Below are 14,395 nucleotides of genomic sequence, written 5' to 3' on the forward strand. Positions count from 1 at the left end.
TTTATTTTAAACGCGCTTGAAATGACTGCTACATTCCAGTACATCTGCAAGCGTAACAAAATACTGAAAAATCCTTCTTGTTCCTGATCTCAATATCTTTTATCGCACATTATACAAGACATGATGCAGATATGAAAAAAGCCTATCATAACCTCGATAAGCTTTTTCCGATTGAGCTTGCCTTAGCGACGATTTTCCTCAATAGCAGCACCTGCGCCACCGCCAATTGCACCACCAATGGCTGCGCCTTTATCACCACCAAAGATATGTTCACCGACGATTGCACCAATACCTGCCCCCACTGCACTTTTGGTTGTGCCGGATTTAGAACTGCCCTGTGTATTGGTTCCAACACCAGCACCGACCGCGGCACCTGCGGCTGCACCGACTTTACCGCCAGCATGATTTCCTACACCACCACCTAATGCACCACCGACTGCGGCTGCACCAATACGGTTTTGTGATGGAGTTGCACTGGCACAGCCAACCAATAATGCGCTACTGGTAATAATGCTGGCCAAAACAGGAAGGATCACTTTATTCATTCCCTTTTCTCCTTGATGAGATATTTTCTACTGTCATATTAAAAGAACAATGCGTTTAAAGATTAAAATTAAGTCGTATATTTGTGCATAAATGAATGCGGTTTTGTAACGTTTCAGGCCAGCAAATTAGGAGGAATTCAGGTATCGTGGACATAAGTAAAAAGATTTGATTGGATCATGACCACACAACCACAACGATGTTTTTGGGTCTCGCAGGAAGCCCTGTATCAATGCTATCACGATCAAGAATGGGGACAGGTTTGTCTTGATGATCAAGCGTTGTTTGAACAATTTTGTCTGGAAGGACAACAGGCCGGATTATCGTGGTGGATGGTATTAAAAAAACGTGAAAATTATCGACATTATTTTTTTCAATATCCAATTGAGCAAATTGCCAATTTTTCTGATGAACAAATCAAAGAGATATTACTTGATGCCGGTATTATCCGCCACCATGGCAAACTATTGGCAATCCGCGAGAATGCCCGCCTCTGGCTAAAATATACAACCGAATTTGAAAGCTTAAACTCCCATACCGAATTGTCTGCCATGACCTTTTGGCTATGGCAACATGCTTTTTATAGCAAGGCAGAAATTCTTAATCAAATCGCCGTGCGCCGTCATGCAAAATTAATCGATTATGATCTGGATCAGCTACGTAGTTGGTATTTGTCGGAGCGACTCAAGAAACTGGGATTTAAATTTGTCGGTCAATCTATTATTCATGCCTATATGCAGGCAGTCGGTATGTTTAACCATCATGATAAAAGCTGTTTTTGTTATCAACAGGTTGAACCGCAACGCTTTGCAGTTCAACAACGCTTTTTTCCACGACCTGATTAAAAAAGTGACTTAAGCCATTATGACTCAAGTCACTTTAATATGAAATCATCAATTTAATTGCGTCTGATTCCATTGTTCCAATAACTTTACTGCACTGGAAAAATCACTGGGTTGCGGCAAACTGTTACTGGCAGAACGCAACAATTGCTGGGTTAATTGTAAAACCGGCATCACTGTATTGCTATCACTGGCCAGATCCGTGGCAATTTTTGCATCTTTTGCCAGCAGATTCAGGGCAAATGTCAGTGGAAATTCCTGACTCAAAACCCGCTGGGCAAAAATATTATGGGAAATACCACTTTGTCCACTTGAGGCATTGATACATTTTAAGGCAGCATTTAAATCTACAGCTTGTGCTTTCAGGTTACACATCCCTTCGGCCAATGACCATAAATTCACGGCCATTAAAATATTATTCACCGCTTTTACAGCAAAGCCCGCACCACTTTGTCCGACATATTCGATCATGCCAGCAAAAGGCTGAATCGCAACACTGGCTATCGCTAAGGCTTCGGCATCACCGCCGACCATGACTGTCAGCGTACCATTTTCTGCTCCAATAGTTTGACCAGATACAGGTGCGTCCAGATAAGCAACCTGCCGTGCTTTTAAACTCTGTGCCAGTTTTTGAGCAGACTGTGGTTCACCGCTGGTGCAATCCACCCAGATACTTCCTGCCTTTGGCGGCGCCTGCGCAATAATGTCCTCGACCTGCTGGCTGGTTGGCAAACAGGAAAAAATCACATCGGCCTGTACCGCTTGTTGCAGTGAAACTGCTGTCGTAGAAAAAAGTTGCGCATGTTGCTCTGCTTTGCTAAATGTACGATTCCAGACCCGAACATCGGAAAATGCTTTGGGTAAATGGGCTGCCATATGCCAACCCATTGCGCCCAAACCAATAAATGCCACCGATTCAATTGCCATAATAAATCCTATTAAACATAAATAAAAAGAAGAGATTAGATATTAATAACTGTTGTTTATCTCTCCTGGGGAAAGATAAACAGGACAGCTAAATCAGTGTTTTTATTCTTTTAGAGGTGAAGCAGGCGAAGATAAAGGCGCAGTCACCCCAGTACTCGGTTTGCTCGACAAACTGTCACGATTAAATACCAGATTCATTAAAATCGCAGCGAAAGTTGCCGTACCAATCCCACCGAGATCAAAGCTGCCAATATGTAAAGCATAGTTGCCTGTGCCCATGATAATCGCCACCGCAGCCACCAGCATATTGCCATTTTGACTAAAATCGACCTGGTTGCTAATCCAGATTCGTGCGCCTGCAATCGTGATCAAACCAAAGACAACAATCGATGCACCACCCAAAATTGCCACAGGAATAGTGCTAATTAAAGCACCGAATTTTGGCGATAAACCCAGTAAAATTGCAAATGCACCGGCAATCACAAAAACAATGGTCGAATAAATTTTGGTGGCAGCCATGACCCCAATATTTTCGGCATAGGTAGTCATGCCTGTGCCACCGACAGAAGCAGACAGACTGGTACATAAACCATCGGCAAAAAATGCTCGTCCCATATACGGTGAAATGTCTTGTCCTGTCATGGCACTGACGGCTTTAAAATGGCCCAGATTTTCAGCAACCAGAATAATGAAGACTGGTGCAATCAATAAAATCGCTTTGCTATCGAATACAGGGGCTTGAAAATTGGGTAAACCAAACCATGCTGCATTAGAAATCGCATTAAAATCGATAGGCGTGCCCAGTCCCATGACATTTGCCATTATGAAATACAAAATATAGGCAATCACCAACCCGACCAAAAGCAATAAACGACGAACCATGCCTCGGGTAAACACAGCAATCGAAGCAATACTTAAGACGGTCACTAATGCCATCCACGTATCGAAAGTATTGCCAGATACACCCTTAATTGTTACGGGCGCAAGATTCAAACCAATGATCATGACAATTGCCCCGGTGACCACAGGTGGCATGAGTTTTTCAATCCACTGCGTGCCGGTACGCATCACAATGATCCCGACCAACGCATATAAAATTCCGCAAACAATGGTACCGCCTAAGGCCAAGGCAATATTGGGATTACTGCCTGCCCCGGCATAGCCTGTTGCCGCAGCAACAGCACCAATAAAGGCAAAACTTGAACCTAAATAACTGGGTACATGACCACCTGTAATCAGGAAAAATAAGATGGTGCCAATCCCGGTAATAAACATAGTTAAACTAGGGTCAAATCCCATTAACAAGGGTGCCAGTACAGTTGCACCAAACATGGCAAACGCATGTTGCAACCCTAAAGCCACACTTTGCCCTGCGGGTAAATATTCATTCATTGCCACTGGTGTTTTTTCGATATCACCAGTATAAGGTCGCCATTTTACAAACCAGCTTTCTTTCATTATGTACCGCCCCGAGATTACTCATTCATTGCCAAGATCAGGATTGCTTAGAGCAGATAGAATAATATTGAAGCTAAATATTTATAATTTCATAAAAATTTAGGATATAAATGACAACTTCATTAGATAGAACAATATAGTTTATACATTCTTCCATATGTCTATTATATCAATACCAACTACAAGCAATTTTATAAATAAGTAAGCATAAAATATGCCAAAATTATAAATATATTTATCATATAGTTATATAAATTAATCAATAAAAATATTTGACCAATTGTTCTAATTTGAGCCGAAAAAATCATATTGCACAATAATAGATCATTAATATAATTTCGTTTTCAATAAATAATAGATTTATTGCTATTTTTAACCCAAAATAGCAAGCATAGAAATAAAGCATGGAATAATGAGATATTTCATGCCTAAAATTAATTCAATATTTTACTTAATCACTTCATAACAAAAGAATATTAAATCTTCTATCTTTTTTGGATTAAACAATGTTAGAAATGATATTTCACTAAGGCACTGACATTTCTTTCATCTTTATCCGGTACACCATATTTATTGGTCCAGTGTGAATACTCAATCCCCAAATATAACTTGGTATCTGGAGAGATATGTTTCCCAGCATTCCACTTTAACTGGCTAGTCCAGTTCATTTCACTTTCATGATCATCTTCTTCAGTCGACCAATCCAGAAAACCATCAAACAAGAAATCCTCTGAAGCTAACTTGAATGGTACACCGTATGTCAAAGTTAATTGCCAATCATCAGTAGTTAAATCATTTTTTGCACGATATACATTTACACTGGCATATTGAAAATAGGGAATATCAAGGTCAAAACCCAATCCATAAAGATAATTATTCATATTATCTCCACCTTCCCATGTTGTTGATAATAATACATCTTTTAAAATACCAACTTGCATATTATATCCGCTTACAGCCCCCAAACTTAAGCGTGGAGAAACCTCAAAATATGTGTCTTTTTGTCCACCACTTTCAGTACGATCAGCAAAACCAAAAAAATCACCATATTTTAATTTGGCTGCATATTCAAAGGTTACTGTTGTCTGCTTTTCATCTGGTGTGAGTTCATAATTTGTCCCATACAAACCTGTAATACTAAAATCTTGCCAGATTGGTTGAGAATGTGCTGCTATTGGTAGATAACAAATAGCAGTAGAAAATAATATATGACTCAGTTTTTTCATTAACATACCCTCTTAATTTAAAGTTTGCTTTTTGCCATTTTACAAAAGCAAAAAATAAGCCAAATTTGACCAAATGGTCAAATTTTAAAAATAAAAAATTGGTATTATTATTGCTTTATCTATTACTGCGTTAATTATCCATTTTAAAATCATTAAGGTGTGACATGAAAAAAATGTTTCCATTAGGATGTGCTGGTCTTGGAATACAATCTTCCTCAATAGAAAATCCTGTTTCTCTGATTGAACCAACTATTGAAGAAAAATTTAACTTATTAAAAGATTCTGAAGTCTGGGATTTTCTAGATCATATTCCAATTAATGAACAACAAATTGATGCTTACATTAAAGCAAGTCAAAATGTTAACCTTCCCATTTATTCTGGTTATGGATTATATACATTAGGCGATAATGAAAAAAATGAGTTTAAGAAAAATATCGAACTGACTCATGCCGTGGGAGCAAAATATCATAACGTTATGCTTTCTGCCAAAGATATCAACAAGACCTATATCTCTAACGATCAAGTTGCAGAATTATATCTGCACTTTTATGAATATGCCGATAAAAAAGGAATCACCATTACTTTCGAAAATCATGTCGATAACTGGTCAGAAGATTATCGACGCGTGCTTCAAGTCGCAGATATTGTAGAAAGTAAAGGTGTGCGTTTTAATATGGCAATGGACTATAGCCATTGTATTTTTAAGATTGAAAATGAAATCGAAATATTTACCTCCGGCTTCAGAGGTAATAATGAAGCGATTATGAAATTAGACCCATATAATTCAAATAGTTATGCCGATGATTGGCTAAATCGACAATTAATCACTTGGGCACAAATACGCCCTGCTGTGCCAAATGGTCCAAGAAACTGGTGGGCTGGAGAAAGTTGCCCCTGGGATGGTCTAGGAAATGACAGGCCTGGGCGCAGTATACAATATCCTTTTAGTCAACCCAAAGCAGGAGAATGGCATACAGAATTTTGGCATGCACATAAATTAGCCTGTACCAAAGAAATTATTCGAAAAGTAATTGATCACTATCTGTATGACCCATTATCGAATATTAAGCTGATGACTGTCGATAATATTAACTTATGGTCATATGGTTTGGGATGGAAGTATAATATGTTTAATGATAGTTGTTTAGTTGCACAATATATTAGAGAAATTTATGCAGAACGAGCAGCCATTTATGAAGCGAAAAAAGATAAAAGTTCAAATCAATTTGTAGAACAGTATAGACTGTAAAACTTTGAGAGTTATTTTAATCTTGGATTAAAATAACTCTTCTTTTATTTTTAATAATAAGCAGCTTTCTTGGCCATTGATTCTTCTGCTTTCTTATAAGAGCGATTATACATTTGCTCTAAATGTTCTCCAACAGTACACGGCTCAAATTTTGGAATCTCATTTTCTTTAAGTGTTCCGGGTACAGGCGAAATCACAGCATGGTAATCTGGTTCATAAAAAAATGGGATAGAATATCTATATTCACCATTTGAATAGACATTTCTGACCCGATGCGGATTTGAATGATATAGACCATTGGTCCATTTTGGAATCATATCCCCTAAATTAACCACGAAAGTATCTTCAATTGGAGAAGCTTTTACCCATGTTCCATCAGGCATACAAACTTCCAGCCCTCCGATCTGATCCTGAGCTAAAATAGTGACCGAGCCCCAATCTGTATGTGCTCCAGCTCCAAATGTTAATTCATCTGCATCTTTTGGATGTGACGGGTAACGTATCATACGCAGAGTCCCCATAGGATCCTGACTTGAGGCATCAAAATAATTACTTGGCAAAGAAAGTGATAATGCCAATAATTTCATAATGAAATCTGATAATTTATACATTTCATCGATATATTCCAGACAAATGGACTCACATTCTGGTAATTCAGTAGGCCATTGATTTGGGCCATAATTTTGATATTTGGCAATCGCATATGGATGATCTTGTGGATAATTTTTACCACAATAATATCCTTCTTTTAAATCAGGTTTGGCATTTGGATCTAATTGCTGACCATTAATTTTGTCAAATCCCCTAAAACCAAAGAAATTTCTTACATTATACTTTTGCTTTATTTCATCAGATAAACTTAATAGCTTTTTCGCCAAAGTAAATTGTCTGGTAACCGTATCACGACCAACCCCATGATTTTTCACATAAAAAAATCCTGAGTTTGTTGCAGCTTTAAATAGCTCTCTCACAGCTTTTTGAGTTACCTCACTTTCAGGATCATTAATATCTACATCTTTTAAATCTATGACTGGAATACCCATTTCGTTGCTCCTATACCTCTTCAATCAATCATATTAAATAAATTAAAGATCTCACCTTTAAGCTATAATATATATAAGCAAATAACGAACCAATTTATAAAAAATAGACAATTAATATAATAAAAATATTTCCTTTAATTCTATAAACTTAAACCATATTAAATAAAACTTAATTTAAAGTAGTGTTACAATTTTAATATATAAATTAATTTTGCACAATAAAAATACAAGTTGCACATTATTGAAGCAAAATCACAACCAAAAAATATTATTACTTTAGAAATTAAAATATAAAAAAAGCACTTATTTAAAAGTGCCTTTTTAGATTATTGACTTTATACTTTTTTAAGATCAAAATCTTCCGGAACAGATTCTTTTATATTTTTCTCTCGATTTAAAAATAAATTAAGTAATATCGCTGCAAATGTTGCTGTTCCAATACCACCTAAATCAAAACTTCCAATATGAATTGAATAATTACCAGTTCCCATAATAACTGTCACAGCAGCAACAATCATATTACCATTTTTGGTAAAGTCTACTTGATTATTAATCCAGATACGTGCCCCGGCAATGGTAATCAAACCAAAAACGACGATTGATGCTCCGCCCAAAACCGCAGCAGGTAAAGTACTAATCACCGCACCAAATTTTGGTGATAAACCCAATAAAATTGCAAAACAACCAGCAATAACAAAAATAATAGTAGAATAAATTTTAGTTGCGGCCATCACGCCGATATTTTCTGCATAGGTGGTTAACCCTGTACCACCCACGGATCCGGACAATGATGTACAAAAACCATCAGCAAAAAATGCACGTCCCATATAAGGTGAAATATTTTGCCCAGTCATGGCACCAACGACTTTAAAATGAGCCAAATTTTCTGCCATTAAAATAATGGCAATTGGTGCAATCAATAAAATTGCATCCATTCTAAATTCAGGTTGATGTAAAGTTGGTAAACCAAACCATGCTGCATTTGCAATAGGCGTAAAATCAATAGGTTTGCCAAAACCCAATACATTGGCCGTAATAAAATAAATAAAATAGGCCAATAGTAAGCCAACTAATAGTAACAGTCTTCTTAGCATTCCCTTGGTAAATACAGCTACGCTACCAATACATAACACAGTGACCAATGCCATCCATGTATCAAAACTATTATCTGAAATCCCCTTAATCGTAATCGGGGCCAGATTTAAACCCACGATCATGACGATGGCACCCGCCACAACTGGAGGTAATAATTTTTCCAGCCAATCTGACCCCGTCTTCATGATGAGTAAACCCATCAATGCGTAGAAAATTCCACAAACAACTGTACCACCCAATGCCACACCAATATTGGGATTTCCACCACTACCACTATAGCCTGTCACAGCAACAACAGCACCGATAAATGCAAAACTTGCACCTAAATAGCTGGGCACGCGTCCACCCGTAATGATAAAAAACAGGATCGTACCTATACCTGAAAGCAGCATCGTCAAACTAGGATCAAATCCCATCAATAATGGTCCTAACACTGTTGCCCCAAACATGGCAAAAGTGTGTTGCAGTCCCAATACAATAGATTGTCCTGCGGGTAAATATTCATTCATTGCCACCGGTGTTTTTTCGATATCACCAGTATAAGGTCGCCATTTTACAAACCAGCTTTCTTTCATTATGTACCACCCCGAGATTACTCATTCATTGCCAAGATCAGGATTAAAAAATCAGTGATGTTTAGTGAGTTGGTGATATGCCCGGTCAAAATAAATCAGACTACGAGCGCCTTGTTTTTGCTGGATCTCAAGGACTTCGCAAAAGAAAATATCATGTGTTCCCATACTGGTGATCTGGTTGACCTTGCAATCAAATGCCAGCATGGCATCCTGTAATACAGGTGAACCGGTTACCAGTGTTTGCCATTGTCCCTGTGCAAAGCGTTCATCCATGGGGGTTTTGCCACCAAATAAATTACTTAAATCCTGATGTTCCAAAGCCAGCGTATTGACACACAGCACCTGATTTTTTTTAAAGATTTCATAGACCGATGCATTGCGGTTTAAACACACCAAGAGCGTTGGTGGTGTATCCGTGACACTACATACTGCGGAAGCGGTAAAGCCCGCACGCCCAGCATCGCCATCAGTGCTGATAATATTGACAGCAGCAGCCAGATTGCTCATGGCATTTCTAAACAATTGCTGGGTGTCAGATAACACGGGTTTTGCACCTGCGTTGAGGTCTTTTTCCACTTTAGCCACCATGTGATTTGATTGCGCTGTATGTGCTGTCAAATTTCTGGCCTGAACAATCGAATTCATTGATCTATCTCCTTTGCATCCGCAAGACTTGTATAGCCATGACTTGATGACTCACCCAGTCAATCCTGCTCAAAGCACCATACAATTGTCTTGCGTCTGGCGATTTATTGTTTCCAACATAGTGAATGGGCAGATTTATCCAATATGTGCAATTGATGCAATTTCGATTAATGCATCTGGTTTAACCAAACCGCACTGTATGCAATAGCGAGCAGGTTTATCATTGGGGAAAAATTCGGCATAGACCTGATTGATGGCAGCATAATCCGCCCAGTCTTTGACAAAGATCGAATTAAAAGTCACGTCATCCATGCTACCGCCCGCGGTTTCAATCACTTTTTTTATGGTTTCGAGTACATATCGAGCTTGTGCTGCGGCATCTCCAACAAAGACCACATCGTTATTTTCATCCAACGGCAGCGTACCTGAGACATAAACAATATTGTCAGCCAAGGTTGCAGGGACATAAGGGGCTAAAGGTGTTCCAGTACCTTCCGGGATAATGACTGTTTTCGCCATGATCGTTCTCCAAAATTTAAGCAATAATTGAATATGAAAAAATATGTTAGGCCGCAGAACTTTGTGTGGTTTTCACAAAACATTGCTGCATACTGGACACATCAGATACCCAGCCGAAAAAGGTTTTGACGTTATATAAGGTGGCCTCATGTGCTTCACGCGGACCGGCCTGATAACATGCGTCATCGAGTAAAACCCCAAAATATTCAAGGAAGAAACCATCACGCAAGGTGGATTCAACACAGACATTGGTGGCAATCCCAGTAAACAGCAAGTTACGAATGCCACGGGCGCGCAGCACACTATCGAGCGAAGTATTAAAAAAACCGCTATAGCGTGGTTTATCAATTACAATGTCACCTTCGGCTGGCTGTAATTCATCGACCAGTTCATAATCCCAACCGCCTTTGGCCAGTAATTTGCCTTGTAATTCAGGTTTTTTACGCATGGTTTTAATGGCATTGGATTTATGAAAATTGGGGGAACCCGCACCACCAGCTTCGACATATTGGTCGTCCCAGCCATTACGAAAAAAGATCACCTGAATACCAGCTTGATGCGCAATATCAATCGCCTTTTTAATCTGTTCAATCACTGGTTTGGTGGTCGATACATCAAAACCAGCCAGATCCAGATAACCACCAAGACTGGCATAGGCATTTTGCATATCCACCACGATTAATGCGGTTTGTTTCGGATCGAGCTGTAAAGACTCTGGTACAGCACTAAGGACAGGTGCAGATTCAGGGGTGAAATCGGCACGTAAAGTTTCTATATGGCTCATGCGCTTTTCTCCAGATTGGCAACCTGACTTGGAATCGGACTATCTACATCTATACGACTTTTCATGAGTGGTTGAATTTTGCTGCCAAAATCTTCTACGCCCTGCACAAAATCATCAAAGGTTAATAAAATGCCATCGGTCCCTTTGACTTCTGCAATTTCATCAAGCATGGCAGCAACTTTTTGATAAGAACCCACTAAAGTTCCCATATTGATATTGACCGGAGAAACACTCGATGCCATATGACGAATATTGGTATCACTGCCGGATTTGGTATCTTTGGCCCCCTGATCTTGTAACCAGTGAATGGCATCCATATCTGCACCATCGTTATAGTTCTGCCATTTTGCCAATGCTTTTTCATCACTATCGTCAGCAATCACCATAAACAGAACATACGTTGACACATCACGTCCGGTTTTGTCGGTTTGAGCTTTTAAACGATCATTAATACCGGCATAGGCAGTGGGTGTATTTAAGCCTTTACCAAAGACAAAGTTGTAATCTGCATATTTTGCCGAGAATGCCAGACCTTCATCAGATTGACCGGCACAAATAATTTTCATGTCTGCCTGAGGAATCGGTTTGACCTGACAATCATCCATCTTAAAAAATTCACCTTTAAAATCGGAATGTCCGGATGCCCACAAATCACGTAACACTTGCACATATTCAGATAAATATTGGTAGCGTTTGCCAAAATATTCATCACCCGGCCACATGCCCATCTGGCTATATTCCGGTTTTTGCCAGCCTGTGACCACATTTAAACCAAAACGGCCATTTGAGATTGAATCAATGGTAGACGCCATACGCGCCACAATCGCAGGTGGCATCACCAGTGTTGCCGCTGTTGCATAAATTTGAATTTTGGACGTTACGGCTGCCAGACCAGCCATTAAAGTGAAGGTTTCAAGGTTATAATCCCAGAATTCTGTTTCACCACCAAAACCACGCAGTTTGATCATCGACAAGGCAAAGTCAAAACCATAATGTTCAGCCAGTTGTACGATCTCTTTATTTAATTCGAAGCTCGGTTTGTATTGCGGTGCTGTTTTCGAAAGCAACCAGCCATTATTTCCAATTGGACAAAATACACCAACTTTCATGTTGCACCTCTCTTTAAAAATACATTTCAGTAAATGGATTAAAACCATTCTTCATATTTCGCTATATTTTTATTAAAGCAATACTCATGCCAATTAATTTTAATGATATCTATCATATATTTATATAATTTTATATGCTTTATTTTTTTGACCACATGGTCAAACCAAGTGCGCCAAAAAAGCACCTTTCGCACAATTCATGTGCAATTTATGCAAAAAATAAAGTCCTTTTTTTAGTATGGATTTATGACAGCGCAAGCCGTTTTTGCTATGATACGTACACCTTTATTGGCTATGAACCCATCATGACCGTGACCATAAAAAAGCAAACTATTGCCAAATCATCCATTTCAAAAAAACAACAACTGATTATTCAAGCTGCATTAAAAGTTTTTTCGCTCTATGGTTTAACCGGGGCAAGTATGGAGCAAATTTCCCAAGAGGCAGACATGTCCAAATCCAATCTGTTTTATTATTTTGACAGTAAAGATGAGTTATATACCGCTGTACTTTCTCATGTACTAACGGAATGGCTAGCACCGTTAAATGATATCCAGTTGGAACAAGAACCTGCACAGGCACTTAGTCACTATATCGATGTAAAATATCAGCTGTCGAAAAAAATGCCGGAAGCATCTAAATTGTATGCGCTGGAAATTATTCAGGGCGCTCCGCATTTAACCAAGATTTTAAAGGGCCCATTAAAAGCGTTGGTCAAAGAAAAAGTTGCAGTAATCGATGCATGGATTGCTGCGGGAAAACTAAAACCGATTTCTGCCATGCATTTAATTTTTCATATTTGGGCAGTGACACAACATTATTCTGATTTCGCGACACAAGTGGAAGCAGTGAGCGGCAAGAGCTTGTCCAATAAAGTCTTTGCACAAGATGCCAAAGCCACAACACTGCAATTGCTGGTCGAAAGTTTAGTCATTAAAGATGGAACAGCAGTTTAATCTTACTGTTCCAAAAATAAGGGATTGTTGAGATTTAATCTTTTTGATAAAAAATAAAATCCAAATAAGCAATTGTTTTTTTATATTAAAATATTTCTTATCTAATCTTTATTTGCATTATATTTCCGTTGGGCACTTTGAATATAATCAATATTTTGTCCAATCCATTGTGTAAATATCAAAAAATGTGGAACTAATTCCAAGCCAGTTTCGGTTAAATAATAACTCACCTTTGGAGGATTTGCATCTTCAAAAAGTTGCCAAAACCAATCAATCTTATCCTCAGGCTTAATTTGGAATTTTCTTATGAATTATGACGAAATTGCAACATTAATGAAAGAATCGGGCCCTATTGGCAGCTATGTTAAAAAATTAAATCATGCCTTTGAACATCTGATCCGTGATACGCAGTATGGTAAATTTGACCGAGCCGATTGGCAACTGATTAATTATCTTCACACCCATAAAGAACAAACAATTCAGCGTCAATCCGTGATTGAGTTTCTGATTTATTTCGCTGGAAGTGCAGAAGTTGCTAATCTTCGAATTGAAAAATTTATAGAGAAAAATATCATTCAGACCAATGTAGATCAACTGACATGGACAGGCTTAGGGCAAGTCAGTTTTGATGTGGTCTATGCAAAACATAAAATCATTAATGAACAGGTGTTTGAACATATTACATCTGAGCAATATGTGATGACGATTCAAACCTTAGAAAAATTTCTATCGAACATTCATCTATTTTTATATAGTGAACCCATAAAATGAATTCACTATGCAAAAGAGGTTTAATTAAACAACAGCAAAATAATGCTTAATAAAATATTCAGATTTTATTTGCCATATCGTAGAGGTACCCTTCTCTACAACCCAAAAATCGCCAGGTTTATAAGTTGTACAATGACCTGTGACTTCATCAGTAATTGTGATTTCACCAGCAAGAAGAATTGCCTGCTCACTAAATGAATATACTAACTGATACTTCCCTTTTTTAGTGGCAAAATATCCAGCACTGATTGGATCATTGGGCGCACCAAAAGTCATTTTTCCAAATATTTCAATATCTTCTGTTTGATCAACCAACTTACCAGAAATATTTGTAATATATCCCCATGCATCTAAACTCGTTAGTTCCGTTATTTTTTCTATTGCTGTTAGCGCCATGCTATTACCTTTACTATATCCAAAATGAAGTAATAGTAATAACAACTGAAATATTAATATTCTTGTAAAATAGCGACATAAAAAGGCATATCGCACATATAACAATAATTTCCAATCAAATCGATCTGTCTGGTTATTTTAATTCAATTGGCCTCACCTGATCATGATACCCAACTTTTAAATTATATTTTTTACTTAAATTACAACTATTTATATTAATTAAACCAGATTACCATAGTTCTAATCTACTATAGCC

The 14,395-nt window shown here is 38.0% G+C and carries 15 protein-coding genes; 4 read left to right on the forward strand and 11 right to left on the reverse strand.

Annotated elements, in window-relative coordinates:
* Positions 1 to 182: 182 nt before the first annotated feature.
* Complete coding sequence (locus tag CRO21_RS14540) at positions 183 to 545, reverse strand: DNA transfer protein p32 (protein ID WP_097080039.1); 363 nt, start codon at positions 543 to 545, stop codon at positions 183 to 185.
* A gap of 177 nt (positions 546 to 722) precedes the next feature.
* Here CRO21_RS14540 and CRO21_RS14545 point away from each other — a divergent pair, with 177 nt between their 5' ends.
* Complete coding sequence (locus tag CRO21_RS14545; RefSeq protein ID WP_097080040.1) at positions 723 to 1,388, forward strand: DNA-3-methyladenine glycosylase I; 666 nt, start codon at positions 723 to 725, stop codon at positions 1,386 to 1,388.
* A 48-nt stretch (positions 1,389 to 1,436) separates the two neighbouring features.
* Here CRO21_RS14545 and CRO21_RS14550 read toward each other — a convergent pair whose 3' ends face one another.
* The 3 genes from CRO21_RS14550 to CRO21_RS14560 all read right to left on the reverse strand — a co-directional run bounded on the left by CRO21_RS14550 (position 1,437) and on the right by CRO21_RS14560 (position 4,996).
* Complete coding sequence (locus CRO21_RS14550; protein ID WP_097080041.1) at positions 1,437 to 2,312, reverse strand: NAD(P)-dependent oxidoreductase; 876 nt, start codon at positions 2,310 to 2,312, stop codon at positions 1,437 to 1,439.
* Positions 2,313 to 2,414: 102 nt separating this feature from the next.
* The gene (locus CRO21_RS14555) at positions 2,415 to 3,770 is read right to left on the reverse strand and encodes a solute carrier family 23 protein (protein WP_097080042.1); all 1,356 of its coding nucleotides are present in this window, start codon (positions 3,768 to 3,770) and stop codon (positions 2,415 to 2,417) included.
* 509 nt (positions 3,771 to 4,279) lie between these two features.
* Entirely contained in the window at positions 4,280 to 4,996 is a 717-nt protein-coding gene (locus CRO21_RS14560) for an outer membrane protein OmpK (protein ID WP_213064427.1), read from the reverse strand.
* A 164-nt stretch (positions 4,997 to 5,160) separates the two neighbouring features.
* Between CRO21_RS14560 and CRO21_RS14565 the strand changes: the two genes are divergently transcribed.
* Positions 5,161 to 6,246 (forward strand): sugar phosphate isomerase/epimerase family protein, encoded by a 1,086-nt coding sequence (locus CRO21_RS14565; RefSeq protein ID WP_097080044.1) that lies wholly within the window; start codon positions 5,161 to 5,163, stop codon positions 6,244 to 6,246.
* 50 nt (positions 6,247 to 6,296) lie between these two features.
* Here the strand turns inward: CRO21_RS14565 and CRO21_RS14570 are convergent, their stop codons facing one another.
* The 6 genes from CRO21_RS14570 to rutA all read right to left on the reverse strand — a co-directional run bounded on the left by CRO21_RS14570 (position 6,297) and on the right by rutA (position 12,016).
* Positions 6,297 to 7,289, reverse strand: coding sequence for an isopenicillin N synthase family dioxygenase (locus tag CRO21_RS14570; protein WP_097080045.1), 993 nt, complete (start codon positions 7,287 to 7,289; stop codon positions 6,297 to 6,299).
* 335 nt (positions 7,290 to 7,624) lie between these two features.
* Positions 7,625 to 8,959: a solute carrier family 23 protein gene (locus CRO21_RS14575; RefSeq protein WP_097080046.1), complete on the reverse strand. Its 1,335-nt coding sequence runs from the start codon at positions 8,957 to 8,959 to the stop codon at positions 7,625 to 7,627.
* Between the two features lie 51 nt (positions 8,960 to 9,010).
* Entirely contained in the window at positions 9,011 to 9,547 is a 537-nt protein-coding gene (gene rutF, locus CRO21_RS14580) for an NADH-dependent FMN reductase RutF (RefSeq protein WP_228150462.1), read from the reverse strand.
* 192 nt (positions 9,548 to 9,739) lie between these two features.
* Positions 9,740 to 10,123 carry a pyrimidine utilization protein C gene (gene rutC / locus CRO21_RS14585; RefSeq protein WP_097080048.1) on the reverse strand — a complete coding sequence of 128 codons (384 nt, stop codon included), beginning with the start codon at positions 10,121 to 10,123 and terminating at the stop codon, positions 9,740 to 9,742.
* Positions 10,124 to 10,169: 46 nt separating this feature from the next.
* Positions 10,170 to 10,907, reverse strand: a complete 738-nt coding sequence (gene rutB / locus CRO21_RS14590; RefSeq protein ID WP_097080049.1) for a pyrimidine utilization protein B — start codon at positions 10,905 to 10,907, stop codon at positions 10,170 to 10,172.
* Positions 10,904 to 12,016, reverse strand: a complete 1,113-nt coding sequence (gene rutA / locus CRO21_RS14595) for a pyrimidine utilization protein A (RefSeq protein WP_097080050.1) — start codon at positions 12,014 to 12,016, stop codon at positions 10,904 to 10,906. The genes rutB and rutA overlap by 4 nt, the downstream gene beginning before the upstream one ends.
* Positions 12,017 to 12,321: 305 nt before the next feature.
* Between rutA and CRO21_RS14600 the strand changes: the two genes are divergently transcribed.
* Both CRO21_RS14600 and CRO21_RS14605 read left to right on the forward strand, forming a co-directional pair.
* Complete coding sequence (locus tag CRO21_RS14600; RefSeq protein WP_213064428.1) at positions 12,322 to 12,972, forward strand: TetR family transcriptional regulator C-terminal domain-containing protein; 651 nt, start codon at positions 12,322 to 12,324, stop codon at positions 12,970 to 12,972.
* Between the two features lie 306 nt (positions 12,973 to 13,278).
* Complete coding sequence (locus CRO21_RS14605; protein ID WP_097080051.1) at positions 13,279 to 13,743, forward strand: hypothetical protein; 465 nt, start codon at positions 13,279 to 13,281, stop codon at positions 13,741 to 13,743.
* Positions 13,744 to 13,767: 24 nt separating this feature from the next.
* On the opposite strand, the gene CRO21_RS14610 is transcribed toward CRO21_RS14605, so the two are convergent.
* Positions 13,768 to 14,139 (reverse strand): cupin domain-containing protein, encoded by a 372-nt coding sequence (locus tag CRO21_RS14610; protein WP_097080052.1) that lies wholly within the window; start codon positions 14,137 to 14,139, stop codon positions 13,768 to 13,770.
* Positions 14,140 to 14,395 lie beyond the last annotated feature (256 nt).

The organism is Acinetobacter puyangensis, assembly GCF_900096995.1.
GTDB classification, from domain to species: Bacteria; Pseudomonadota; Gammaproteobacteria; order Pseudomonadales; family Moraxellaceae; genus Acinetobacter; species Acinetobacter puyangensis.